The organism is Stutzerimonas urumqiensis (assembly GCF_003640395.1).
GTDB lineage: Bacteria > Pseudomonadota > Gammaproteobacteria > Pseudomonadales > Pseudomonadaceae > Stutzerimonas > Stutzerimonas urumqiensis.
The window spans coordinates 482,759-506,440 of record NZ_RBZQ01000003.1; the positions used below are offsets into that span (position 1 = coordinate 482,759).

Consider the following 23,682-nt stretch of genomic DNA (forward strand, 5'->3'; position numbering starts at 1 on the left):
GCCGGGCTGCCTCGGCGTGGTCAGCGGCCGTCCGGGTTGCGCAACGTTCCGCTCGGATCGCCGAACTCGATCACCACGCCCGGCGGCGGCTGGTTGTCAGGCAGGGGCGGCTCGTCCGGGCCGGGTGGCGGGGCGTCGGCCGGGTCGGGCTCGCCGCGGTACAGGTCGAGGCGGGTGTCCTTCGAGGCAAGATGACAGGGCACGCTGGAGTAGAACGGCTCGCCATCGACGTCGATGCAACTGAACACCGACTGCGCGGGCGCGATCATCGGCAGGCTGGCGAGCGACAAAAGAAGAAGCAGACGCATGGGGTCTCCCGGCTATGGCATGGCCATGTGACTCGATGCGTGGCATGTCCGTGCCCGCCAGCCGACGAGTGCGTCGAAAAGAGGCCGGACCTGGCGCCCCGTTCTTGGCCGCTTAGCACCCTGATGCACTCCGTTGCACCCGCGATGCGACCGCAAAGTGCCATGTTTGGAACTTGGCGCATTTTCGTCGCCATGCTAGGTTTGCGCCTCGCCAGGACGGCGGGCCATTCGCTTGGAATGTTCGCGACACGCACGCCGCGCAAGCACCGCATCTCGGGGCGACCGCCGACCCGCTGGCAGGGCGGCGCGTGCTGAGGAAGCACTGCTAATCTATTCGTTGTCCCGAGAAGAGGTACCCACATGGCAGAGGCCATGCCCGCGCTGGAAATCCGCAACCTGCACAAGCGCTACGGCGAGCTCGAGGTGCTCAAGGGCATCTCGCTGAGCGCCCACGACGGCGACGTCATCTCCATCCTCGGCTCGTCCGGCTCCGGCAAATCGACCTTCCTGCGCTGTATCAACCTGCTCGAAAACCCCAACGAGGGCGAGATCATGGTGGCCGGCGAGCAGCTCAAGCTCAAGCAGGCCAAGTCGGGCGAGCTGGTCGCGGCCGACGCCAAGCAGATCAACCGCGTACGCAGCGAGATCGGCTTTGTCTTCCAGAATTTCAATCTCTGGCCGCATATGACGGTGCTCGACAACATCATCGAGGCGCCACGTCGCGTGCGCGGCCAGAGCAAGGCCGAAGCCACCGAGATGGCCGAGGCACTGCTGGCCAAGGTCGGTATCGCCGACAAGCGCCACGCCTACCCGGCGCAGCTCTCCGGCGGCCAGCAGCAGCGCGCCGCGATCGCCCGGACCCTGGCCATGCAGCCCAAGGTCATCCTGTTCGACGAGCCCACCTCGGCGCTGGACCCGGAAATGGTCCAGGAAGTGCTAGCCGTCATTCGCTCGCTCGCTGACGAGGGGCGGACTATGCTGCTGGTCACGCATGAGATGAACTTCGCCAAGCAGGTTTCGAGCGAAGTGGTCTTCCTGCATCAGGGGCAAGTCGAGGAACAGGGCACCCCGGAAGAGGTGTTCGACAACCCCCAATCGGCCCGCTGTAAACAATTCATGTCCAGCCATCGCTAATAAATAGCCAATAAATAAATAAATGGAGCCAACCCTCATGAAGAGCTTGCACAAGGTCCTGCTGGCCGCCGCCATGACCCTCGCCTGCGGCAGCGCGTTCGCCGCCGAAAAACTGCGCATCGGCACCGAAGGCGCCTACCCACCCTTCAACCTGATCGATGCCAGCGGCAAGGTCGTCGGCTTCGACCTCGACATCGCCCACGCCCTGTGCGCCAAGATGGAAGTCGAATGTGAAGTGGTCACCTCGGACTGGGACGGCATCATCCCGGCGCTGAACGCCAACAAGTTCGACTTCATCATCGCGTCCATGTCGATCACCGACGAGCGTGAGCAGGCGGTCGACTTCACCAAGCCGTACTACACCAACAAGCTGCAGTTCGTGGCGCCCAAGTCGAGCGACTTCAAGACCGACAAGGAAAGCCTCGACGGCAAGGTCATCGGTGCGCAGCGCGCGACCATCGCCGGCACCTGGCTGGAAGAGAACCTGGGCGACGTGGTCGAGATCAAGCTCTACGACACCCAGGAAAACGCCTACCTGGACCTCGCCTCGGGCCGCCTGGATGGCGTGCTGGCCGACAAGTTCGTGCAATGGGAATGGCTCAAGAGCGAGACCGGCAAAGACTTCGAATTCAAGGGTGAGCCGGTATTCGACAACGACAAGATCGGCATCGCCGTGCGCGAAGGCAACGATGAACTGCGCGAGCGCCTGAACGCGGCGCTGGACGAGATCGTCGCCGACGGCACCTACAAGCAGATCAACGACAAGTACTTCCCCTTCAGCATTTACTGACCTTGCCCGACTGACGCCCGGCTCCGGCCGGGCGTTGGCGTTTCAGAGCAACCATGATTCCCGACCTACACGGATTCGGTGCCGCACTGCTTGCCGGTACCTGGATAACCATTCAACTGGCCCTGGCATCGCTTGCCCTCGGGCTGGTGCTGGGCCTGCTCGGCGCCCTCGCCAAGACGTCGCCCTACCCCTTCTTCCGCTGGCTTGGCGGCACCTATTCGACCATCGTGCGCGGCGTGCCGGAGCTGCTGTGGGTCCTGCTGATCTACTTCGGCACGGTCAACATGGTTCGCGTACTGGGCGAGTCGCTGGGCATCGAGCGGCTCGCCCTCAGCCCGTTCGCGGCCGGCACCATCGCGCTGGGACTCTGCTTCGGGGCCTACGCCACCGAGGTATTCCGTGGCGCACTGCTGGCCATTCCGAAGGGCCACCGTGAAGCAGGCCTGGCCCTCGGGCTGGGCAAGCGCCGCATCTTCTGGCGGCTGATCCTGCCGCAGATGTGGCGCATCGCGCTGCCAGGCCTGGGCAACCTGTTCATGATCCTGATGAAAGACACCGCGCTGGTCTCGGTCATCGGCCTGGAAGAGGTCATGCGCACCTCGCAGATCGCGGTGACCGCGAGCAAGGAGCCGTTCACCTTCTTCCTGGTGGCGGCGCTGATCTACCTGTGCCTGACGATCGTCGCGATGACCGGCATGTACTTTCTCGAACGCCGGGCCGGGCGCGGCTTCTCCAGGAGCGCGACATGAGCTGGGAACTGTTGATCAAGTGGCTGCCGGACTTCCTCGAGGGGGCCTGGCTCACGCTGCAGCTGGTGGGTGTATCGGTGATCGCCGGGCTGCTGTTCGCCTTGCCGCTGGGCATTGCACGCGCTTCGCGCCACCCGCTGGTGCGGGCACTTCCCTACGGTTACATCTTCTTCTTCCGCGGCACGCCGCTGCTGGTCCAGCTGTTTCTGGTCTATTACGGCCTGGCGCAGTTCGAGGTGATACGCCAGAGCTTCCTCTGGACGTATCTGCGCGATCCGTACTGGTGCGCCGTCATCACCATGACCATGCATACGGCGGCCTATATCGCCGAAATCCTGCGCGGCGCGATCCAATCCGTGCCACAGGGGGAAGTCGAAGCCGCGCGTGCGCTCGGCATGTCGCGCAGCCAGACGCTCTGGCACATCCTCCTGCCGCGTGCGGCGCGCATCGGCCTGCCGGCCTACAGCAACGAGGTGATCCTAATGCTCAAGGCCAGCGCGCTGGCCAGTACCATCACGCTCCTCGAACTGACCGGCATGGCGCGCAAGGTCGCGGCGCGCACCTACATGTATGAAGAGATGTTCCTGGTGGCGGGGGTGATCTACCTGATCATCGCCTTCGCCCTGATGCAGGGCTTCAAGCAGCTCGAACGCTGGTTGCGTGTCGACGCCTGTCAGGGCCGCTGAGCCGGCATCGTGACGTTCACCGAACTCGTCGACCGCTTCCGGGCGGTCGACGCCTTCCTCGTTCAGCATCAAGCGCTGTGGCGGCCACGACCATTCACATACCGGGTGCTGCCCTGGGAGGCGAGCCACCCGGCGCTCGCCAGCTGGCTACGCGAGCGCACACTGGAACAGGCGGAGGCGGCGCACCGGGAGCCGACATCGCTGGAGGCACCAGAACCCTTTCCGACGCTGGCACGACAGGCCCTCGAGGCAAGCCGGCTGCCCGAGCTGCCCGTCGCACGGCTGATCGGCGGTACCGACGAACCACCCGCTGGCGTGCCGGGCCGCAAGTGGCAGCAGGTGCGTGCCTTCGGCGCCCATCTGCCACGCCATGACGGCCCTCGCCACTGGCTCGACTGGTGCGCAGGCAAGGGGCACCTGGGCCGTCATCTCTGGCAAGAAGGCGACCAACTCACCTGCCTGGAATGGGACCCGGCGCTCTGCGCCGCCGGCAAAAGCGTGAGTGTTGCGCAGGGGGTTGCGGCGGTTCACCGATGCCAGGATGTGATGGCCGACTCTGCCAGCGAGCTGCTCACCGGCACCTGGCCTGTCGCCCTGCACGCATGCGGCGACCTGCACGTCCGGTTGATCGAAGCAGCCATCGCAGGACGGGTCGATGCCCTGGCGGTCGCACCCTGCTGCTACAACCGAACGCAGGATGAGCACTACCGTCCACGCTCCCAGACGGCGACCCATTCCCCGCTGACGCTTTCGCGCGATGACCTGGGCCTGCCACTGAGCGAAACCGTGACGGCCGGCGCACGGGAACGTCGCCAGCGCGACCAATCGATGGCCTGGCGGCTGGCGTTCGATCACCTGCAGCGTCAGCTGCGCAAACAGGACAGCTACCTGCCGACTCCTTCCCTGCCTGTCGCCTGGCTGAAGCAGCCCTTCGCCCGCTACTGCGAGCATCTGGCACAGCTGAAGGGTCTGGCCGTGCCCCACGCCCAGGATTGGCAACGACTCGAAGCCATCGGCTGGCGACGCCTGGCCGAAGTACGCAACCTCGAGCTGGTGCGCGGATTGTTTCGCCGTCCCCTGGAAACCTGGCTACTGCTCGATCGCGCACTGCTGCTGGCCGAGAACGGCTATGAGGTGCTGCTCGGCACCTTCTGCCCCTCCCGCCTCACACCCCGCAACGCCATGCTTGTCGCCCGACGGATTCGATAAAGGCAGGCAACTCAACGGTTTACTCCGCTCGCCCACTCGCTATAATGGCGCCCTTCTTGCCGGTATAGCTCAGCTGGTAGAGCAACTGACTTGTAATCAGTAGGTCCCGGGTTCGATTCCTGGTGCCGGCACCATAAAAATCAAAGGCTTACGCGAAAGCGTAGGCCTTTTTTGTTGGCAAAATTTGGCTTGGGGTAGGATTGGGGTAGGGATTTGACACCCCCTACCCAGCTGGTTAGAAAAATTTCGCGTCGCCCATATACCGTTCGTCTTGAATTTATCGTGGCCCAGGTCATCTTGGCGCGAATTTCCTAGCTACCCTAAAATCGCCAGGCGCATTCTTAGTCATCTTGAAGGCCATTCATGGCGAAGGCCTTTTCCGCCCGAATGCCGTAAAGTAGGGTCTTGCACAGCCCATGAGAGCTGAATAGTGTGAATGAGCGGGTCAACAGACCTGACTCCAGGATCACTAGCACCATGAGGCAACTCGTTATGGTGGCTGTATGCGGGGCGCTTCGGCGCGCCGAGTTCCTTGAGTCTCGGTCTTCCACACCCGTATGCAGCCGCCACCCCTCGTGTGGAAGCGATAGGTGGCTGCCTCTAAAACTCAAGAGGTCACCCTATGCGCCAGAGCAACTCATCCCCGGGTTTTACCCCGCTACATGCCGACGAGCACAACAGCCTGCTTGGCTATCGAAGCGATGCCCAAGCAGCCGAGCTCTATGATGAAGCCATGCAGCGACAGCATGCCGCCTTAGGCCTACTCTGCGCGCTCAGTGGTACATCCATTTTGAATGAGCTTTCAGACGAGCCACTAGGTGGATGCATGCAAGCGATTCGACTGCTGTGTAGCGATGCAGCAGGGCTGTACACAGCAGCATGGGAGAGCATGCTGCGAGGCGCCGCCTAAAGCACAGTGACCTCGGGCAAGGGGTGCAGCTCATCTCATCCGCCCGGGCTCCAAGCCAGGCCCTCACAACACTCTAGTAACTGGGCAATATTCGGAGCGCCCCCCCCCCCGGAGCGAACCGCGCGTCCATTTTCAAAAGGGACAGGTGTTACTCACCTGACCCTTTTGAAACCGAAAGCTCATCTTCAAATCGCTGCACAAACTCAACAAGACCGATGTTCAGCGCAATGCAGATATCGCGCAGCTGAACAAGATCGAGACGACGCAGACCGCGCTCGATGTCGCTCGCGAAAGACTGCGGACGTTCAAGCGCCTGAGCAAACTGCATCTGGGTCAAACCAGCCTCCACCCTGCACTGCTTCAGCAGCCTGAGCAGCACCAGATTTTCTTCTCGATACACCGACTTTTCCAACGGGGACCACCTCACAGCTTGACAGTCTGCAAGGGTATATCTAATCTACAGTTATCGGATTATCAGTTACTCCGATTATCCTGATTATCCCTTTTTCAAGGAATCACTCGATGAACACCACGGCACAACCCTCTTCCCCAAGCCCGAAGCTTCAGCTCACGTTGAACAAGCAAACGCTAGAAATCCACATGGAGCTGAACGCTCTACTCACCTCCTTCGGCGCACCAACCGACTTGGCCCAGGTTGCCGCTACGGCATGGGAACGCGATCTGCTGATCGAAGATGACACTGAATCTAAATCCACGCTGCACTACCTGCCGGCCCGACTGATTCCAGCGTTCATTGATCAGATCCTTGATCAACTGAGCGTTGAGAGTAGCGCGGCTGCCATCCAGTTCAGGGATGGCTTCCGTGCACTAGGGGCAAGCACCAACAAGCTCATCACGCTGACGCAGACCAACAGGCCCGAAGTGCTCGACCTCATGCAGCAATGGATGGAAATGGCCCCGGCCAGCTATGCACTGCACGAACTCATCGCTGCGCAATTTAAGCGCTCGACAGCCTTTGCCCCGAACCCAGCCACCACCCAAGGGGGCCAGTAATCCGATGCGCACATCCAAAATCAAAATTCAGGGGCTGACTATCCCTTATCTGATCGGCAGCGACAGTGAGCGCTACTGGCCAATGCGGCCGATATGCGAAGCAATGGGGCTGAACTGGCACTCTCAAGCAGCCAAGATGCATCCCCCTCGATACAGCCCTCGTGAGCATGATGTATCCCTGCCAGGCCAGCCTCTTATGAAGCGGGCGCTGTGCCTGCCCCAGTCAGAGTTTGAGTTCTGGCTGAAAAGCTTGAGCTCGCGCAAGGTGTCCCCAGTCGTTCGGCGGCATCTCGATCAGTTACGCACTCACTTTTTTGGCGGAACAACGACTGTGGAGGAACAGCCCCCAGTGCCAGCAACAGCTGCTGCGTCAGTAGTCCTGAACCGAATTCTGAACTGGCGAGCGCAGCAGACAGCCCCATCTAACCGCCCGGAACTGCTCAAACAGATTGCCGACCAATTCCGAGAGAAGAACGGTTTTGAAATTGCCGCAGTCCAAGACCATCAACTGCGTGCATCAGTCGCATCGCTCAGCACGATCATCTATCAGCATGATCGCTTGAAGACACCAAGCCAGATGCCGATTTCGCAGCGTGTCGATGCGATCATCAAATCCATTGTTGATGCCCGCCCCCAACGCATCCATCTGCTCGACGCAGACTTTGCGGCACTGATGTGCGGTGTCGAGCTTGAGCAGCAGCACCACAGCAGCATCGCTCAACAGGGGAAACCCTAGGGCATTGGCGCCCCCGACCTGTAGCTCCTTTCGCGAACGACTTGACTGCTGGCAGGCTGGACGTCGCCAGGCGGGTCGAGAAGACCATCGAGAAACCATGGACGCATTGAACGAAATTACTGACTTGCTGTACGCAATGGGCGAGCCCATGCACGGCAGTGCCATGAGCGACGAAGAGGCTCTTGCCTATGCCAGACGGCATTTCCCCTACGGCAATTACTGCCTGGTGCGGGACTGGATCTGGGTGACGCTCGATGTCACTGAGGAGCAGCGTCTGCAACTGGTACAGACTCAGCGCGAACCCGCCCTGATCTATGCGCACACCGTGGTCTATGACAGCGAGCGGCGCTGGGATGTTGGTGACTTCGTACGGACATCGCTGCTGCACCAGTTCCACGAAGGGTTCCATTTCAAAACGCTAAACACCCTCTACTTGCTACTGGGCCCTGGTACACGCAAATATGCCAAGGCTGAAACCGTAGCCCGCATTGTCTGACCGCATCTGAGCACTCACCCGCCTGCGACATAGCCTGCGTGTCGCAGGCAGGACTTACGACACTCTGGGAGTATCACAGGGCACCGATGCGACACGCATTGGCTGTCGCAAACTCTCGCTGCGACACACTGGCCATGTCGCATGCACCGGCTGCGATACACCTTGCATATCGCACATGCGGCTTGCGACACCCTTGCTGTGCCGAAAGTGGCATTGGCAGTGCCTGATGAGGCGCCGAAAGCAGCCGTAACTGGCACTGCTCATATTGGTTATATTCCGATAGTAAACCATTAAATATCAGTCACTTAATCGGAAAACTCATAACCAAATCACCTGCCACTGGCCAGCATTTTTGAATGCGCCGATTTCTGTTGCATCGACGATATGCAGCTTCGTGCTGCCGAGCTCGCCCCTTCAGCGCCATGGCGCTGGCTGCGTTTTGATTTTGATGACAAAAGGCTTGCGCGCGCTTTTGCTCACGGCGCACGCTGAATGTAGATGAAGCGTGTCGCGTGAGTGAGAGCGCGCACCTCTTACTCGCGGCGCGAGTAAGAGGGCGTTGTGGCAGTTCGGACGGAACGAGAAAAAACGAAGCGAAGGCGTAGTGCATTTCAGTGTAGGCCGAACTGACACAACGCCTTTCGCGAAGCGGCTTAGCTTTGTCATCAAAACAACAAGAAGAGAGATGACAGCGATGCAACCAACAACTTTGAAGCGGTATCAGACCAGAGCACAAAATTTCTATCGGACTCGCTGCGGCGAGGACGATCCATCTTCGGCGCAGATTTGCGCGGCTCTGCTTGCCTGCGCTAGCGAGTACCGCACCAACTCGTTCAGCACGCTCAAAAATTCGCTGCTGAACGATCAGCTCGCTCGTGGCAACAGCAACACAGCAGCAGCAATCAGAAAGCTGATCAATCCGGTCACAGCGCCTGATAGCAAGATGACCAGAAAACCCAAGCTGAAACAGATTCGTAAAGTCCCCTTCGAGGACTTCAAAGCGCTGTACAAGCACCTTCATGAGGGGGGTAATCTCGATGAAGCCGCTTCGCTTGTCCTGGCGAACTGCATAGGCGTGCGTCCTTGTGAGATGCGCACGATCTCTGTTACAGGGAACCTTGTGCAAATCATCGGTGGCAAAAAATCCGCAGAGCTACACCGCGGCGCTGACCGAACCCTGGTGATCGACAAACCCAACATTCTGAAATTGATTGAATGGGCCGCACATAGAATGTCGAAGTGCCCGCGCACCAACACGGCTATTCGAGATCGATTTCGCCGAGAGTCACGAGCTCTATGGTCGAGGCGCAAACAGGTTCCGACACTGAAGAGTTTCCGGCATCAGATGGGCTCCATCCTCAAGGCTTCCGGAGAAAGCCCAGAAACCCAGGCGTACGTCATGGGACATCAGTGCATCAGCTCCCTGAGCGTTTACGGGGATAGCCGACTGGGGACAGGCATGAAGGCTCTCGTTCGCCCCGCCGATAGTGCTGATCTGACAAGCATTCGCCAACCACAGAAGCCCCCAAGATACGGACAAGGACGCAGTCTAGGGATGATCGAGTTTCCTGCCTCAACCAGGGGGCATTGGTCTAACGAGATGAAACGTCGACGTGACGAAAAAAACCAGCGGACGCCGTAACGTCATCGTGGACGTAGGTTCATCGGCGAAGATGAACCCATCTCTGCTTTCAACTGTGGACTCAATCGGTGAATACAGCCAAAGCAGACACTAAACCGAGCCCGGTTCCAGCATCACCGGGCATTGGTCATACGTGCCAGCGAACTTCATGCAAGTACCTTTACGCCTGCCACCATCAGGACCAGCGCCAACCCAATCTGAATCCAGCGCCCGGTGATCTTTCCAGCCAATAAACTCCCCAGCAGTACCGCCGGAACCGAACCCAGCAACAGGCTAATCAACATCCACCCATCCACCATCCCGGCAAACAGATAACCCAGCCCCGCAACGACAGCGAGCGGAATGGCATGCACGATATCGGTGGCCACCAGACGATGGGGAGTCATGCGCAGAGGGTAGAGAAACAACAGCATCACACTACCCAGCGCGCCAGCGCCAACAGAGGTCAAGGCCACACAAAGCCCCAGCACCGCACCTGAAACCACGGTCAGGACAGGCTGCACGGCCTTGAAGCGCTCTGCCTGGCTGACGCGACGGTTTCGGGCATATGCCATCAGCTTTGGTGCCGCCAACAGCCCCACGGCAGTGATCAAAACCACCACGCCAATTGCCTTGCTTAGCCATTCCACCTTGGCCACCTGCGCGCCCAAGCTCACCAGCACTACGACGAACAAGGCCAGGGGCAGGCTGCCCAACCACAAGCGCTTAGCTACCTGCCAGTCCACCTGGCCGTTGGCATGATGAATACGCGCGCCGACCAATTTGGTAATGGCGGCAAACCACAGATCGGTTGCAATTGCAGTGACTGGCGACACCCCAAATACCAGCAGCAGGATTGGCGTCATCAAGGCGCCGCCGCCAACCCCCGTCAATCCGACGACAAAACCGGTCAGCGCACCTGCCAGTGAATATGTCCAATCAATCATGCAGGAATCAGCACGGCGTTGCGCGCAGCCACGAACGAGGGGTTCAGAACATCGGGTTTGCCGTAGCGCAGGGGATTACCCTCCCGATCCAGCACTACGCCCCCTGCGCCTTCAAGCACCGCCTGCGCAGCCGCAGTGTCCCACTCACAGGTAGGCGCCAGGCGCGGATAGATATCAGCCACCCCCTCCGCCACTCGGCAAAATTTCAAAGAGCTGCCAGCCTGTATCAGGCTGACCGATCCAAGCCGCTCGATGAATGCCTGCGTTTCTTCGTTCAGATGGCTCTTGCTGGCCACAACGCGGCAACCATCATCCGGTTCAGCCGCGCTGACCTTGATAGGCTGCGTACCTGCGGCTGTCTCTCTGAATGCACCCAGGCCGGCGCCACCCCAATACATGCAGTCGATAGCAGGTGCATAGACCACACCCAACACACTGCGGCCCTGATCGATGAGAGCGATATTGACCGTGAACTCGCCATTACGCGCGATGAATTCCTTGGTGCCATCAAGTGGATCGATCAACCAAAAGCGCCCCGAGCCATTGCGATGCGCCAGCGAACGCTCATCTTCTTCCGACACCACTGGATAGCCGGGCGACAAAGAACCAAGGGCGTTGGTCAAGACAACGTGAGCGACCAAATCAGCCTCGGTAACCGGACTGTGATCTGCCTTCTCACGAACACCGCTCTGCCCGCGGCTGTAAATCGACATGATGGCATCACCCGCCTGACGAGCGATTGGCAACAAAAGAGCAGCCAAGTCGATCGATACACGCTGTCGCATAATGTAAATCCCTGTGATTTAATTTGATCAGCGAATCTTATCACGCGATTTTTATTGCCAGGAATCAATATGACCCAAACTACGACAGCCGCTGCAGGTGATTTTACCGGGCTCGAGGCCGAACAGGTCTGGGACACTCATCTCGCCTACGAACACCTCAAAGCGTGCGGCGAGGCCGATACCAAGCGCACCGCCGAGCGCCGCCTTAACGCTCAGGGTCTGCTGCCTGCTGAATTGGCTGAAGAAGCACTGCAAGACGAGCATGGCCGCGCCCCCAACAGAATCGTACTGGCCTGGGCCATGGAGCAAGCGCGCAAACGCCGCGATAGAGTGCTGTTCGTTCAACTGAGCCCGCTACCCAGCGGAAAGCCCTGTCTGCATGCAAACGATGCCAGGGGCGCGCGCTTCTGGGTGCCATTGGCAAATGTCGCGTGGGAAACAGTCCGCACAGCCTGTGTCGCATTGCAAGAACACATCGGCAAGCCCGTCGCGATGTTTCCGCATGGCTCGTTGGTAGCCTCGATGCGCAACGCGGACGAGCTGCCTGACATCCACTGCTGCGCGCAGGTCTACCAGCCGGTGCTACCGCCTCATCTCAAGCTCCACCGGTTCGATTCAATGCCCGCAGAGGCGGTATCCGAACTATCCCCGCACCTAAAGCGCCTGGAAGCAGAGAGCATTCACATCATCCGTGAGGCGGTAGCCGAGGCGCAGAATCCGGCGATGCTCTATTCCATCGGCAAAGACAGTGGCGTGATGCTCCACCTTGCCCGCAAGGCCTTCTTCCCCTCACCGCCACCCTTTCCGTTACTGCACGTAGACACGCGCTGGAAGTTTCAGGAGATGTATCTGTTCCGTGATTTCATGGCACGTGAGAGCGGCATGGACTTGCTGGTACACACCAACCCGGAAGCCATCGAAAAGAATATCAACCCTTTCGATCATGGCTCTTCGCTGCATACCGACATCACCAAAACCGAAGGGCTCAAGCAGGCGCTGGACAAGTACAAATTTGACCTCGTGTTTGGTGGCGCGCGCCGCGATGAAGAAAAATCCCGCGCCAAGGAGCGCATCTTCTCGTTTCGCAGTGCAACCCAGCGCTGGGATCCGAAAAGCCAGCGCCCGGAACTCTGGAACCTCTACAACACCCGTAAAAGCCAGGATGCCAGCATTCGAGTATTCCCCCTGTCGAACTGGACTGAACTCGATATCTGGCACTACATCTACCTGGAAAACATCCCCATGGTGCCCCTGTACTTTGCCAAGTTGCGGCCTGTAGTCGTGCGTCCCGAGATGATCATGCTGGTCGACGATGAGCGCTGCAAACTCCTGCCCGGCGAAGACATTCAGATGCGCAAAGTGCGTTTTCGCACACTAGGCTGTTACCCGCTGACAGGCGCCGTGGAGTCAGAAGCACAGACGCCGGAAGACATCCTGCTGGAAATCATCAACACACGACAATCCGAACGGCAGGGCCGTCGAATCGATACGGATAGCGCAGGCTCCATGGAGAAGAAAAAACAGGAGGGCTACTTCTGATGGCACGCCTCAAGAAAAGCACCTCGCCCGAACAACACGCCCACAAGACGGCAACACTGAGCGAATGGCTCGAGCAGCAAGCCAATCAGGACCTGTTGCGTTTTATCACCTGCGGTAGCGTCGATGATGGCAAAAGCACGCTTATCGGCCGCTTGCTCTGGGAGGCACAGCAGGTCTTCGACGATCAGTTGAGTACGCTGCAGGCAGACTCCAAGCGCCATGGCACGCAAGGTAACGACATTGACTTTGCCCTGCTCGTAGATGGCCTGGCAGCCGAGCGAGAACAGGGCATCACCATCGATGTGGCCTATCGTTTCTTCTCCACACCGCATCGCAAGTTCATCGTGGCCGACACCCCTGGCCACGAGCAGTACACGCGCAACATGATCACAGGAGCCTCCACCGCCGACGTTGCGGTACTGCTGGTCGATGCGCGCCAGGGCGTGCTGACGCAAACCCGCCGGCACGCCTATCTGGCGTCACTGGTGGGCATAAAGCACATCATCCTGGCCATCAACAAGATGGATCTGGTGGCGTATGACCCCCAGGTGTTCGCCGATACGCTGGCTGCGTTCAATACAGCGGCTGAGCCATTGGGATTCGACAGCATCACCGCCATCCCATTGTCGGCTCTCAAGGGCGACAACATCACCTCCCGCTCGGCGCATACGCCCTGGTACCAGGGCCCAACCCTCATGGCCTGCCTGGAAACCATCGACCCTCGTCCCCCCAAGGCATTCAAAACGGTCTTTCCCGTTCAATGGGTCAACCGTCCGGATGCCAGCTTCCGAGGCTTCAGCGGCACATTGGCCTCCGGCCAGCTGGCGGTAGGGAGCGAAGTACGAGTAACGGCCTCCGGGCAGACAGCCAAAGTCTCACGCATCGTCACCGCCAACGGTGATCTCGACTGTGCCAACCCGGGTGATGCCATCACGTTGGTACTGGACCGCGAAGTCGACTCCTCAAGAGGCGACATACTGGCGCGCGCCGAGCAACCGCTGGAAATGACCGACCAGTTCGAAGCCACCCTGGTCTGGATGCACGACGAGCCTGGCCTGATAGGCCGCCCCTACGAGATCAAACTGGCGAACCAATGGGCCAGCGCCAGCCTTACCGCACTGAAGCACCGCATAGACGTCAACACCCAAGCTCATGAATCGTGCCGCCAGCTGCAGCTTAACGACATCGCAGTGGCCAACCTTGCACTGAGCAAGCCACTGGTTTTCGATACCTACGCCCAATCAAACACCCTGGGCGGATTCCTGCTGGTCGACAAATACACCCACAGCACCGTCGCCGCCGGCATGATCCGCCACAACCTGCGCCGCGCACAAAACGTACATCGCCAGGCACTCAGCATTACCCGCGAGGACCGCGAACGCCTTAATGGCCATAAAGGCAAGGTCATCTGGTTCACCGGCCTTTCCGGCTCGGGAAAATCGACCATCGCCAACGCCCTGGAGAAAGAACTCCACGCCCTGGGCAAACGCACCTACATCCTCGATGGCGACAACGTTCGCCAAGGCTTGAACAAGGACCTGGGCTTTACCGATGCAGACCGCGTGGAAAATATTCGGCGCATTGCAGAAGTAGCCAAACTGATGATGGATGCAGGAATGATTGTCATGACTGCATTTATTTCACCGTTCAGGCGAGAGCGGGAAATGGCAAAAGAACTCATAGGGGAAGAAAACTTTCTCGAAATATACGTCAGTACATCTCTGGAAGTCTGTGAACAGCGGGATGTAAAAGGGCTCTATAAAAAGGCGCGCGCCGGGCAGCTGCCGAATCTATCTGGGGTGGGCAGCGCATATGAGCCACCTATTGCCGCAGACATTGAGGTCAATACCGCGCTAGGCGAACCGGACTCTATTGTGACCAACCTTCTGAAAAAAATTGATGAAAGTTTATAATCAGTAAACGCTGAGCTATGAATAAGGCATAAGGGCACCACCTTACCTGAAAGGTCAGGTTTTGCCCTCGGTTTTTGCGCCATCTTTATATTTGCCAAACCTAGCAGAGGTATATGAGAAGATTTAAGGGGATGTGAAACCATAAGACGCAGGCTTCCTTTATATAATTAACTGATATCATACTGTGCTGATATCGAGCTAAAAGCAGAAAAACGCCCCTCTTTTAAGCCAAACTTTTTGAAATGCTCGACAGGGTCAACACCGGCCGACAAAACATCCCGATTAAGCAAAAGGTAATGTACTGGGTCAAAGAAGTCACGCGTGGGGCTGAGGTTTCGGTAATAGGCCGAAAGCCCACTTTCAAATCTCGTCAAGTTGGCAATTTCCTCAAGTGCCATGCGCATCAAGTCTTCATTAGACGACTCATTTTCAGCGTTTTTAACGGCACATGAAACATCAGCCGTTCCATAACTTGGTGTCTCTGTCGGCAGCAGGCGATCTAACATAGCCTGGCATACGGGCGTCGCAACACGGTCAGGTTGTTCGCAAACGACTTGGCGAAGCGCCGAGAAGATCTCTGTACGCTCTGCGTGCTCAATCACACTTGCAGCATGCGGATTCGAATAAATCCAGCGATCACTAATCCGCGTTGAAAGCTCTGCATTTTTGAAAATGGCATTGATCTGACGCAGCAGGTGCAATTCGCTCTCCGTCAGCGAGCGATTGATGGCCTGATCCGTGAATGGAACTTGCAGGCTGGCATCCTCACCCAAAAACTCCAGCAGCACTGCCAGAAGGCCGCTCGCCTTATAGTTAAAGGCATGGACTGGATTTGGTAAGTTACCTATCAAGATGAGCTGATCTAGCAATTGTTTGCTGAACGCTTGGAAAAAACTTGCGTTGTAGGCACTCGACTCCGCATGGCGCTTAACTTCTTGGTGATAACGCGAATGGCAGAGGCGATCCATAGGGCGTAAAAAAACTATCACCTCAACCGATTTTGCATGTGCACCCAGCAGATCCAGTAGATGTGCCAGTCGCGTTGGCTCCGCATTGCTGAAATGCTCACTGGAAATGAGCAGATTGGGTTTCGAATGATCCGCCACTGACAATAAGTTTTGCGTCAGGCGAACCACGGTTTGCATACAATATTCTGGCACCATCTCGGCCAGCAACTGAAAGGCAATGGCTTCGCCATTGCCAGACTGTATCCGCGTATGATCTTCGTTGCAGTTGAGAACTGGATAACTGGTTTGCGTCAGCGCGTCTGTTCGGGACAGAACATCAAGTGCATTTTGTAAGTAGCTGGTGCCTGTTTTTGGCAGCCCTACGTGCAAATATATTGTTTTGAACATTCTAGTCAACCCCAGTTATCATGTTATCAACGTGCGTGCATTCAGTTCCTGAAATTGCTCATTTAAAAGTTTTGGAGCTAAGGAAGATTGCTTCACAGCTTATGACTATGCATCTTCTTTGTATGGTTTATAGTTTCTTAGCCTTGCCAAAATTACAAAAGCCCATAATTGAGCCGAGGCACCTATTGATTGCCCGCGTTTAGCCAGAAAGCTTCACTGAAGCTTACAAATACCCGTATTTTAATAACGGGGATTTTAGAGCACCTCGTTATATTTTTTTTGAATTAGCTGCTTGCGCAGACAATATTTACTCAACTGTAAGCGGCGAGTTATTTAGGTCCCTCACCTCATATAGGACTCTAGCGCGCACCACATCGCCCTTTTTAAAATCCAGCTCACCTGGAGCTTCATACGTGAATGCACATGGCTTGTTAAATTTAGCCAACAGGTCGGCACGAGGTATCTCAGCAACTACCTTCCCAATACTTACATCATTCAAAAAAATCTCAACCACTGCAGGAACATCCTTGTGCACATAACGAGCCCAACCATATACTGCACGGCTTGATACTTTATCGATCCACCCCTGCGCTTTAGTTATCCTGGAAGCCTCAAGATAGTCTTGCGGATCTGGCCTGACAAAATCCACAGCAGATTTTATTTGATCAGCCGATGGGGTTAGCCTACAAAACGCAACTAGAGAATCAACAAAATTCACAGGGTCCGCAAGAACCTTATCATAAGACAACAACATTGCCTGGGCACTTGTTTCATTTAAAAAAGCCAAGGTACCTGCATATTGATTTAAAGCGCGCTGCATTCCTGGAAGTATTTCACTTCGCATAGAAATTGCATTTCGCTGAGAAATTGAAAAAATATCTTTGTATATAAAAATATATCTCACACGGCCAAAAACGCGCTCAACATCCGACAGGTAACCAATAGAAGAGGGCCGTTTCCATCCCCAGCACTCATGACTACTGGAGTATTCACTGACTATATTGCCAGCAGCTATAAAGTCTTTCGATTCAAACTTTTCGGACAGCCGCACATCCTCAAAAACAGGAGGAAGCGCTTGGTCACCCATGAACACTCCAAGCTTTGCTAGAGCACCAGCTACCATAGAGGTACCACCACGGGCTGCACCCACGACCACTACGGGTATTTTTCTTTCATCATGAGCGCCAATTATTGAAATACCTTTATTAACTAACTCTTTACTCATAAACACACCTCATGAAGCATAAAAAATAACTAAGCCACAGGCCGTAAACTATTACTCAGCAGAGGGCCTAAATAAGCCCGCGATAAAACGCCGCACGTTTCCAGCCATACAATACACTCCCGCCAAACGGCCGAGAGTACATAATCCGCCTAAGGATGGTCTGAAGTAGCCATGCATTTCTGGCTGACTTCAGCCTCCGCCGATTTTGAAAGCGGCAAACCGATCAAAAACGATCAGATAACCCGCTTATTTCGGTGTTTCTAGCCGCCGAGACCACCTCGCGGCGGCCATTTCCTGCATTACAGGCGCACCTCTCCCGCATTGATCAGCAAATGTCGGCGTGCCATCCACAGGTTCGCCTCGCGATTGAGTTTTGTAGCGCGCCGGATCAGCGCGGCCTGATCCAGAACGTCGAAATGCTTCACATCCTTCGGATGCAATAGGGGACTGTCGAAGGCCCCGATCTCCAACGCGGGACGAATCTTGTTCAACAGTTTAATGAGATCAAATCTGTTGCGTACCTCGCTAGCCAGCCTGCCTTCGTTTTTACCAAACCGCTCGTAATGCTGCGCCAGTTCGGCATCGTCCATCTGGGTGAGATCCGCGTGGAGTCTTCGGTAGGTCTTGGGGCACCATGATGGCGGGAACTGTTCCATTGGCGAAGTAGCAAGAGCCAGTTTTTTGCTAAACATTTAAAAAAGTTCCTTACTGGTATATATGAAATTCATGCTGGAGATATGAATAGACTATGCAGTCATGCACATGCACACCAATAGTAAACTCAAGTTTATATCAATCCTCTTTCAAAAGCCGCCCGTTTCCAACCATAATAGACAGCCTTACCATAAGGGCGTGAATACATAATTTTACGGAAGCTATTCCGCTGTTCTGGCAGTAGATCCTCTGCAATATTTTCAATATCTTCAGAACTAAAAGTCCCACGATATAGACCGTCAAGCTTTACAAAAGCCAAACCGATACGGTGTAGAAATGGGCCATTCTGATGTATCTGTGAACCTAAGGAGAAACTATCTGCAAAATTGGATATGATTTCTCTATCAATGACTTTTTCAAGGCTATTATTTATGGTCTCAGCATTGGCGACAAGGCTTTTAACAATTCTCTTGAACTCAGTTGTTGAAGAGCCGAAGCTCATAACCATATCGTCCATGTTGTGTATTTCAACATCTGCCTCCGTGCCGGTTACAGATAGTTTGCTGTGAAGATATTTCTCGTAAAGATCTTGTGAGACTTGAGAGAACGAAAATGTCTGCCAATGTGTCTTGGAGCACCGACTCAAAATTGCAACGTCATCAAATAAACTGGAGTCAGAACGAAGCATATTGACCGCGCGAGTAACGTCATAAAGTGCTCCAAAGCTATCAGACCTAGTGATGGCACCTCTGAGCGCTTTGGATAAAGCCATTTCACCCCGCTCAATCACAATAGGCCTAATATCACTGCACTTATATTTTCGCCAATAAGACTTTATCTTGTCGCTATTGAGCACTGCATGACTGATGGCTATACAAAATGAGCCAAGGTGATGCTCAATTTCATGATTTTCAGTTGCGCCCAGCACTTCAACATCATCGACAAACATATCTGCCAGAAACTTATCGATATGTTTTTTGCTGAAGAATACGCTGTCATTGATCATTAACAGGCGCGGGCATTGCTCGGCCAGGCCGTTGGCATACAGATAGTTGAAACCGGATTTATAACTGCCGAAGTCGCGCCCATAATTGAAGCGCTCGATGTAGCAGTCCATATAGTCACGGCAGGTGTCGGGCTCGGCAATCTTGAGGGTGTTGACGCCAATCACGTAGATACCCTGTGCCTTGGCAGCCGCCAATGCCGCGATGACATCAGCGCGCAGCTCACCTTTCTGATACAGGGCCATGAGCATGATTTTCTGGCCGGCGTAAGGCTCGGCGAAATGTACCTTGTCTTTTTTGCCAATGCTGCGCAGGCCGTTACGCATCGATTGATAGGCGACGTAGCTGTAGGCCGCTGGATAGATAAGACGGTTTTTCAGTTGCTCGATAATTTTCATTTGACTGCTGGTTTGAATGAATTCGGCTGATAGTCAGTAGGCATTGGAGCCCCTGGTGAGGGTGGTGCCTTTATATTGAGCAAGGCTCTGCGGCAGGCCGCTATTGCTTGAGCAATAAGACTTTGCGGGTCTTGCAGGTGATCACGCTGTCTTGCGTGGGCATCTGCAGGCTAATCAGGTAGGTGTCATTGGTCAGGGTTGATACGTCGGCCAGCACGCGATAACCGGATTGCAGGTAGTTCTCTTGGTTGAGCGCTTTGACCACGTCGGGCCTGGGGTTATGTTGTGCGTGCGAGAAGGCGTAGGCGTGGCCCTGTTTATTGGTCAATACCACGTTGACGTTGTCGGGCACGGTCTTTGTTTCGCTGTCCACGGCCCAACCACGAAAGTCGACGGTCTGTGCCTTGGCTTCAACCACAAGGTCTTGACTGCCGTTGATGACGTCCAGCGCGCAGAGCGTGCTGAGGCGCGACTTCAGCGCTGGTGTTTGCGTATCGGTCTGGTCGCAGCCTGCGATAAGGATCAGGCATGATGCGGCGACTGCTGATCTTAGGATTCCTTGCATGTTGAGCTCCCGGGAATTCAAGTTGCGACCTATTGGCGCTGCATGATCTGGTCGTAGCGTTTGAGGGTGTCATCGAGGTTTTCGCCCTCGATCAGCTCACCATTGTTGAGGATTACGCAACGGTCGCAGAGGTTGGCAATCTGCCCCCGTGAATGCGATACCAGTACGACGGTCTGACCGCTGGCAATTTTTTGCAGCATGGTGCGTTCTGCTTTTTGTTTGAAATGTGCGTCACCGACGCTAAGCACCTCGTCTATGAGCAGTACATCCGGGCTGATGATGGTGCTAATGGCGAAGCCGAGCCTGGACGCCATGCCGCTGGAGTAGTTGCGTACAGGCTCATCGAAGTAATCCCCAAGTTCAGCGTAGGCATTTATTTCATCAAGGCGCAGCGTCACTTCCCTGCGTGTGTAACCCAGGAGCATGCCGCCAAACAGGGCGTTGTCGCGTCCGCTCAGGTTGCTGTCGAAACCTGCCTGCAATGCGAGCAGCGCCACATTCACGCCATGGTTGATGAGTTCGCCGGTATCCGGTTGTAGTGCTCCTGACATGATTTTGAGCAGGGTAGATTTGCCTGCACCATTGGCGCCCAGGACACCCAGCGTTTCGCCGGCACGGATGTCGAGCGTTATACCCTTCAGTGGCTGGTTGTATGCCTGCTGTGCTCCTTTACCGCTTAGCTTGAAGCGTACGCCGACGTTGCGTAGTGAGAGTACGATCTTGCCCATCAGCGTAGCCCCTGGCGTACGAATTTACGGTGCTGAAGGCGGTAGAAAATAACTCCGCATGTGAGCAGGGTCGTTGTGACTATCACGATGAAGCACAGGCCGGACATATCAGGGGCATTGCCATCCAGGATGACGCGCCTGTAGGTGCTGATCATGACGGCCATCGGGTTGTATTCCAGCCACTGCCCAATGGTGCCGGGCATTGCGCGGTAGTCATAGATGACGCCTGAAAGGAACATGAGCAACATCAGCCCGGTACCTACGAGGTTGGCGAGGTCACGCAGGAACGGGATGATTGCCGCGATCAGCAGGGCGAGTGAAATCGTCAGCAGTAGTTGCAGCACGATGATCAGTGGCAGCCATAGCAGATTCCAGCTGAGCGTCTTGATATCGGTCGCAAGCCCCAGCGCAAGCAGGCAAAGAAGGGCTGGCAGCTGTTTTAGGGTGGCCTGCACGACGCTGACCAATGGGAAGAAGGCCGGTGCGATGTTGGTGGTCAGCATCAATGACTGACCGCCGATGATGCTGGTGGCACTGGTGGATATGGCTTTGGCAAACCACATCCAGGGGACTAGCCCGCAGAGTAGGAACAGCCCGTAGTTCTCAACCCCTGCATTGAGTAACTGACCGAACAGCATGTAGTAGATGATGAGGTGCAGCAGGGGTTCGATTACCACCCATGCGTAATTCAGGTGAGTGCGGGATGTTTCGGACTTAAGCCCCAGGAGTGCCTTGGTCAAAACCAGTTGCGCAAAGTGAAACTTGCCAGCGGAGCCCTTACTGTTGGCCTCGGCGTTGGGCTGCTTAACCGGCTCAAGAAGCTCGGCACCATATTGGCCGGCCAACCGGTAGCGCCGGGCATCCTGGTTACGTCCCTGATTGATCAGGACTTTTGATAGGCGAGCATAGGCTTGCTTGTGTTCGGGCTTGCGCTGAAGCAACTGATGCCAGCGTGACTCGGCTTCCGGCCAGTCTTCGCACTTTTCCGCCAGTTCGGCATGCTGGATAAGTGGTTCGATACGCTGTTGATCTGCAGCACGTGCGCGTTCATTGAATACTTCGGCTTGAATGAGATTGCCCTGCCGTACCTGCAGATCAGCACTTCGATAGAGGATTTCCCATTGCTCCGGGCATTTCGCCAGCCCTTGCTCAAGAAATTCGCGCTCACGATCACGGTCATGCAGCAGTCGCGCCCATTCGGCACTGACCAGCCATACACTGGCATGCCTTGCATACCGCTCGCGTGCTTTCTCGAGAATCACGGCTGCAGCTGACATCTCACCGAGACGCATGAGGCAGGTAGCGCCCTGAGTCCATGGAGCCGGATGGCCAGGGTATTGATCGCGGTAGACCTGCCAAAGCGCGCTGGCCTCCAGCCAGCGCTTCTCACGCATTGGCGCAGTCGCTAGAGCGAACGCCTCTGCAGGTGCCATGACTTCGGTTTTGGATGTGCTGGCAGTCATATGTCAGAGGAAAACGTCAGCATGTGCCAGAGACTTACCTAGTTGGTCTTTACCCGAGAGTGCAGGATGGGTGTCAATTGGCCAGTCGATCGCCAGATCAATGTCGTTCCAGATGATGCAGCGCTCATGCTCTGGCGCGTAGTAGTCGGTCGTCTTGTAGAGGAACTCAGCCGTCTCGCTCAGCACCACAAAACCATGCGCAAAGCCTTCGGGCACCCAGAGTTGATGCTTGTTTTCAGCACTCAAGTGAGCTCCCACCCACTGCCCGAAGGTTGCGCTGCTTCTGCGCAGGTCCACGGCAACATCGAATACTTCGCCCTGCACGACCCGCACCAGCTTTCCTTGCGGTTGCTGGATCTGATAGTGCAAGCCTCGCAGAACGTTCTTCACCGAACGTGAGTGGTTGTCCTGCACGAAGTTGACGGGTTTACCGACAGCCTCTTCAAAACGGCGGTGATTGAAGCTTTCGAAGAAGAACCCTCGATCATCGCCAAATACCTTGGGCTCGAACAGAATGACATCAGGGATGGCTAAAGGCGTCGCTTTCATCAGTAAACGGTCTCGCTCAGAAGTCGTTTGAGGTATTGCCCGTAGCCGTTCTTGGCGAGCGGCGCAGCGAGCTTTTCAAGCTGCTCGGCATCAATCCATTTCTGTCTGAAAGCAACCTCTTCCGGACATGCAACTTTCAACCCTTGGCGATGCTCCAGCGTGGAGATGAAGTGACTGGCTTCAAGTAGAGAGTCATGGGTGCCAGTGTCGAGCCAGGCGTAGCCTCGGCCCATGATTTCCACCGATAGGCTGCCCTGCTCCAGATAGATCCGATTGAGATCGGTAATTTCCAGCTCACCGCGCGGCGACGGCTTGATGCTTTTGGCGATCTCGACCACTTGCTGGTCGTAGAAATACAAACCAGTCACTGCGTAATTGGACTTTGGTTTGAGCGGTTTTTCTTCCAGGCTGATGGCCTTACCCGTGGCGTCGAACTCGACCACGCCATAACGCTCAGGATCATTGACGTGGTATGCAAAAACGCTGGCACCGTCCTGGCGGACCATGGCGTTTTGCAGTAGCTCATTGAAATGGTGGCCGTGATAAATATTGTCGCCCAGCACCAAGGCTGACGGATCGTTACCGATGAAGTCTTCGCCGATGATGAACGCTTGCGCCAAACCATCTGGAGAGGCCTGCACAGCATAGGTAATGCTCAAGCCCCAGCTGCTGCCATCTCCCAGCAACTGTTCGAAGCGCGGGGTGTCTTGTGGTGTAGAAATAATCAGGATTTCACGAATACCCGCCAGCATCAGGGTGGTCAGCGGGTAATAGATCATCGGCTTGTCATAAACCGGCAAGAGCTGCTTGGAGATCGCCAGGGTCGCAGGGTGCAGACGCGTGCCTGAACCGCCTGCCAGGATGATGCCTTTACGTTTCAACATGTTCATTTCTCTAGGTTCTG

At 56.0% G+C, this 23,682-nt stretch carries 24 protein-coding genes, 1 tRNA gene and 1 pseudogene; 13 read left to right on the top strand and 13 right to left on the bottom strand.

All coding sequences use genetic code 11. From position 1 onward, the window contains the following. Positions 1 to 20: 20 nt before the first annotated feature. The gene (locus D7325_RS08225; protein ID WP_120995067.1) at positions 21 to 308 is read right to left on the bottom strand and encodes a DUF4124 domain-containing protein; all 288 of its coding nucleotides are present in this window, start codon (positions 306 to 308) and stop codon (positions 21 to 23) included. A gap of 360 nt (positions 309 to 668) precedes the next feature. On the opposite strand from D7325_RS08225, the gene D7325_RS08230 reads away from it, so the two are divergent. From D7325_RS08230 to D7325_RS08260, 7 genes are all read left to right on the top strand, one after another. Next, a complete protein-coding gene (locus tag D7325_RS08230; protein ID WP_120995068.1) occupies positions 669 to 1,442 on the top strand; it encodes an ABC transporter ATP-binding protein in 774 nt (257 codons plus the stop codon). A gap of 37 nt (positions 1,443 to 1,479) precedes the next feature. Next, positions 1,480 to 2,232: an ABC transporter substrate-binding protein gene (locus tag D7325_RS08235; protein ID WP_120995069.1), complete on the top strand. Its 753-nt coding sequence runs from the start codon at positions 1,480 to 1,482 to the stop codon at positions 2,230 to 2,232. A gap of 53 nt (positions 2,233 to 2,285) precedes the next feature. Next, positions 2,286 to 2,981 carry an ABC transporter permease gene (locus D7325_RS08240; RefSeq protein WP_120995070.1) on the top strand — a complete coding sequence of 232 codons (696 nt, stop codon included), beginning with the start codon at positions 2,286 to 2,288 and terminating at the stop codon, positions 2,979 to 2,981. Beyond that, positions 2,978 to 3,667 carry an ABC transporter permease gene (locus D7325_RS08245; RefSeq protein ID WP_120995071.1) on the top strand — a complete coding sequence of 230 codons (690 nt, stop codon included), beginning with the start codon at positions 2,978 to 2,980 and terminating at the stop codon, positions 3,665 to 3,667. The genes D7325_RS08240 and D7325_RS08245 overlap by 4 nt, the downstream gene beginning before the upstream one ends. Before the next feature lie 6 nt (positions 3,668 to 3,673). Continuing rightward, a complete protein-coding gene (locus D7325_RS08250) occupies positions 3,674 to 4,876 on the top strand; it encodes a methyltransferase (protein ID WP_120995072.1) in 1,203 nt (400 codons plus the stop codon). Between the two features lie 58 nt (positions 4,877 to 4,934). Continuing rightward, positions 4,935 to 5,010: transfer RNA gene (locus D7325_RS08255), tRNA-Thr, on the top strand. Between the two features lie 488 nt (positions 5,011 to 5,498). Then, positions 5,499 to 5,786: a hypothetical protein gene (locus D7325_RS08260; protein WP_120995073.1), complete on the top strand. Its 288-nt coding sequence runs from the start codon at positions 5,499 to 5,501 to the stop codon at positions 5,784 to 5,786. A 148-nt stretch (positions 5,787 to 5,934) separates the two neighbouring features. On the opposite strand, the gene D7325_RS08265 is transcribed toward D7325_RS08260, so the two are convergent. After that, positions 5,935 to 6,198: a helix-turn-helix domain-containing protein gene (locus tag D7325_RS08265; RefSeq protein ID WP_120995074.1), complete on the bottom strand. Its 264-nt coding sequence runs from the start codon at positions 6,196 to 6,198 to the stop codon at positions 5,935 to 5,937. Between the two features lie 110 nt (positions 6,199 to 6,308). Between D7325_RS08265 and D7325_RS08270 the strand changes: the two genes are divergently transcribed. From D7325_RS08270 to D7325_RS08285, 4 genes are all read left to right on the top strand, one after another. After that, positions 6,309 to 6,800 (top strand): hypothetical protein, encoded by a 492-nt coding sequence (locus D7325_RS08270; protein ID WP_120995075.1) that lies wholly within the window; start codon positions 6,309 to 6,311, stop codon positions 6,798 to 6,800. A 4-nt stretch (positions 6,801 to 6,804) separates the two neighbouring features. Next, a complete protein-coding gene (locus D7325_RS08275; RefSeq protein WP_120995076.1) occupies positions 6,805 to 7,536 on the top strand; it encodes a phage antirepressor N-terminal domain-containing protein in 732 nt (243 codons plus the stop codon). A gap of 97 nt (positions 7,537 to 7,633) precedes the next feature. After that, a complete protein-coding gene (locus D7325_RS08280; protein WP_245962049.1) occupies positions 7,634 to 8,032 on the top strand; it encodes a DUF6957 family protein in 399 nt (132 codons plus the stop codon). A gap of 685 nt (positions 8,033 to 8,717) precedes the next feature. After that, positions 8,718 to 9,674, top strand: coding sequence for a site-specific integrase (locus D7325_RS08285; protein WP_120995077.1), 957 nt, complete (start codon positions 8,718 to 8,720; stop codon positions 9,672 to 9,674). A 146-nt stretch (positions 9,675 to 9,820) separates the two neighbouring features. Here D7325_RS08285 and D7325_RS08290 read toward each other — a convergent pair whose 3' ends face one another. Further along, positions 9,821 to 10,600 carry a sulfite exporter TauE/SafE family protein gene (locus D7325_RS08290; RefSeq protein ID WP_120995078.1) on the bottom strand — a complete coding sequence of 260 codons (780 nt, stop codon included), beginning with the start codon at positions 10,598 to 10,600 and terminating at the stop codon, positions 9,821 to 9,823. Then, positions 10,597 to 11,385: a 3'(2'),5'-bisphosphate nucleotidase CysQ gene (gene cysQ / locus D7325_RS08295; protein ID WP_120995079.1), complete on the bottom strand. Its 789-nt coding sequence runs from the start codon at positions 11,383 to 11,385 to the stop codon at positions 10,597 to 10,599. Before cysQ ends, D7325_RS08290 begins: the two co-directional genes overlap by 4 nt. 69 nt (positions 11,386 to 11,454) lie before the next feature. On the opposite strand from cysQ, the gene cysD reads away from it, so the two are divergent. Together cysD and cysN are read left to right on the top strand one after the other, a co-directional pair. Further along, complete coding sequence (gene cysD, locus D7325_RS08300; protein WP_120995080.1) at positions 11,455 to 12,924, top strand: sulfate adenylyltransferase subunit CysD; 1,470 nt, start codon at positions 11,455 to 11,457, stop codon at positions 12,922 to 12,924. After that, positions 12,924 to 14,837 carry a sulfate adenylyltransferase subunit CysN gene (gene cysN / locus D7325_RS08305; protein WP_120995081.1) on the top strand — a complete coding sequence of 638 codons (1,914 nt, stop codon included), beginning with the start codon at positions 12,924 to 12,926 and terminating at the stop codon, positions 14,835 to 14,837. The genes cysD and cysN overlap by 1 nt, the downstream gene beginning before the upstream one ends. Before the next feature lie 167 nt (positions 14,838 to 15,004). On the opposite strand, the gene D7325_RS19060 is transcribed toward cysN, so the two are convergent. From D7325_RS19060 to rfbA, 9 genes and pseudogenes are all read right to left on the bottom strand, one after another. Next, positions 15,005 to 16,192, bottom strand: a complete 1,188-nt coding sequence (locus D7325_RS19060) for a hypothetical protein (RefSeq protein WP_162988020.1) — start codon at positions 16,190 to 16,192, stop codon at positions 15,005 to 15,007. A gap of 307 nt (positions 16,193 to 16,499) precedes the next feature. Further along, entirely contained in the window at positions 16,500 to 17,417 is a 918-nt protein-coding gene (locus D7325_RS19065) for a hypothetical protein (protein WP_162988021.1), read from the bottom strand. A gap of 299 nt (positions 17,418 to 17,716) precedes the next feature. Next, positions 17,717 to 18,109: a hypothetical protein gene (locus tag D7325_RS08310; protein ID WP_120995082.1), complete on the bottom strand. Its 393-nt coding sequence runs from the start codon at positions 18,107 to 18,109 to the stop codon at positions 17,717 to 17,719. Positions 18,110 to 18,204: 95 nt separating this feature from the next. After that, positions 18,205 to 19,473, bottom strand: a complete 1,269-nt coding sequence (locus tag D7325_RS08315) for a rhamnan synthesis F family protein (protein ID WP_120995083.1) — start codon at positions 19,471 to 19,473, stop codon at positions 18,205 to 18,207. Between the two features lie 100 nt (positions 19,474 to 19,573). Then, complete coding sequence (locus D7325_RS08320) at positions 19,574 to 20,038, bottom strand: hypothetical protein (protein ID WP_120995084.1); 465 nt, start codon at positions 20,036 to 20,038, stop codon at positions 19,574 to 19,576. A gap of 29 nt (positions 20,039 to 20,067) precedes the next feature. After that, positions 20,068 to 20,667: pseudogene (locus D7325_RS08325) on the bottom strand (ABC transporter ATP-binding protein); the annotation flags it as partial. A 98-nt stretch (positions 20,668 to 20,765) separates the two neighbouring features. Beyond that, the gene (locus D7325_RS08330; RefSeq protein WP_162988022.1) at positions 20,766 to 22,160 is read right to left on the bottom strand and encodes an ABC transporter permease; all 1,395 of its coding nucleotides are present in this window, start codon (positions 22,158 to 22,160) and stop codon (positions 20,766 to 20,768) included. A 72-nt stretch (positions 22,161 to 22,232) separates the two neighbouring features. Next, on the bottom strand, positions 22,233 to 22,778 hold the full coding sequence (rfbC, locus tag D7325_RS08335; RefSeq protein WP_120995087.1) for a dTDP-4-dehydrorhamnose 3,5-epimerase: 546 nt from the start codon (positions 22,776 to 22,778) through the stop codon (positions 22,233 to 22,235). Next, the gene (gene rfbA / locus D7325_RS08340) at positions 22,778 to 23,659 is read right to left on the bottom strand and encodes a glucose-1-phosphate thymidylyltransferase RfbA (protein WP_120995129.1); all 882 of its coding nucleotides are present in this window, start codon (positions 23,657 to 23,659) and stop codon (positions 22,778 to 22,780) included. Before rfbA ends, rfbC begins: the two co-directional genes overlap by 1 nt. Between the last annotated feature and the right edge of the window lie 23 nt (positions 23,660 to 23,682).

Coding starts and splice junctions, on each gene's coding strand:
- cysQ (WP_120995079.1), bottom strand. CDS start 11,385: ATGCGACAGCGTGTATCGATCGACTTGGCTGCTCTTTTGTTGCCAATC.
- D7325_RS08330 (WP_162988022.1), bottom strand. CDS start 22,160: ATGCGTGAGAAGCGCTGGCTGGAGGCCAGCGCGCTTTGGCAGGTCTAC.
- D7325_RS08245 (WP_120995071.1), top strand. CDS start 2,978: ATGAGCTGGGAACTGTTGATCAAGTGGCTGCCGGACTTCCTCGAGGGG.
- D7325_RS08260 (WP_120995073.1), top strand. CDS start 5,499: ATGCGCCAGAGCAACTCATCCCCGGGTTTTACCCCGCTACATGCCGAC.
- D7325_RS08280 (WP_245962049.1), top strand. CDS start 7,634: ATGGACGCATTGAACGAAATTACTGACTTGCTGTACGCAATGGGCGAG.
- rfbC (WP_120995087.1), bottom strand. CDS start 22,778: ATGAAAGCGACGCCTTTAGCCATCCCTGATGTCATTCTGTTCGAGCCC.
- cysN (WP_120995081.1), top strand. CDS start 12,924: ATGGCACGCCTCAAGAAAAGCACCTCGCCCGAACAACACGCCCACAAG.
- D7325_RS08290 (WP_120995078.1), bottom strand. CDS start 10,600: ATGATTGATTGGACATATTCACTGGCAGGTGCGCTGACCGGTTTTGTC.
- D7325_RS08315 (WP_120995083.1), bottom strand. CDS start 19,473: ATGAAAATTATCGAGCAACTGAAAAACCGTCTTATCTATCCAGCGGCC.
- D7325_RS08270 (WP_120995075.1), top strand. CDS start 6,309: ATGAACACCACGGCACAACCCTCTTCCCCAAGCCCGAAGCTTCAGCTC.
- D7325_RS08275 (WP_120995076.1), top strand. CDS start 6,805: ATGCGCACATCCAAAATCAAAATTCAGGGGCTGACTATCCCTTATCTG.
- D7325_RS19060 (WP_162988020.1), bottom strand. CDS start 16,192: ATGTTCAAAACAATATATTTGCACGTAGGGCTGCCAAAAACAGGCACC.
- D7325_RS08285 (WP_120995077.1), top strand. CDS start 8,718: ATGACAGCGATGCAACCAACAACTTTGAAGCGGTATCAGACCAGAGCA.
- D7325_RS08230 (WP_120995068.1), top strand. CDS start 669: ATGGCAGAGGCCATGCCCGCGCTGGAAATCCGCAACCTGCACAAGCGC.
- D7325_RS08310 (WP_120995082.1), bottom strand. CDS start 18,109: ATGTTTAGCAAAAAACTGGCTCTTGCTACTTCGCCAATGGAACAGTTC.
- D7325_RS08235 (WP_120995069.1), top strand. CDS start 1,480: ATGAAGAGCTTGCACAAGGTCCTGCTGGCCGCCGCCATGACCCTCGCC.
- cysD (WP_120995080.1), top strand. CDS start 11,455: ATGACCCAAACTACGACAGCCGCTGCAGGTGATTTTACCGGGCTCGAG.
- D7325_RS08320 (WP_120995084.1), bottom strand. CDS start 20,038: ATGCAAGGAATCCTAAGATCAGCAGTCGCCGCATCATGCCTGATCCTT.
- D7325_RS19065 (WP_162988021.1), bottom strand. CDS start 17,417: ATGAGTAAAGAGTTAGTTAATAAAGGTATTTCAATAATTGGCGCTCAT.
- D7325_RS08225 (WP_120995067.1), bottom strand. CDS start 308: ATGCGTCTGCTTCTTCTTTTGTCGCTCGCCAGCCTGCCGATGATCGCG.
- D7325_RS08240 (WP_120995070.1), top strand. CDS start 2,286: ATGATTCCCGACCTACACGGATTCGGTGCCGCACTGCTTGCCGGTACC.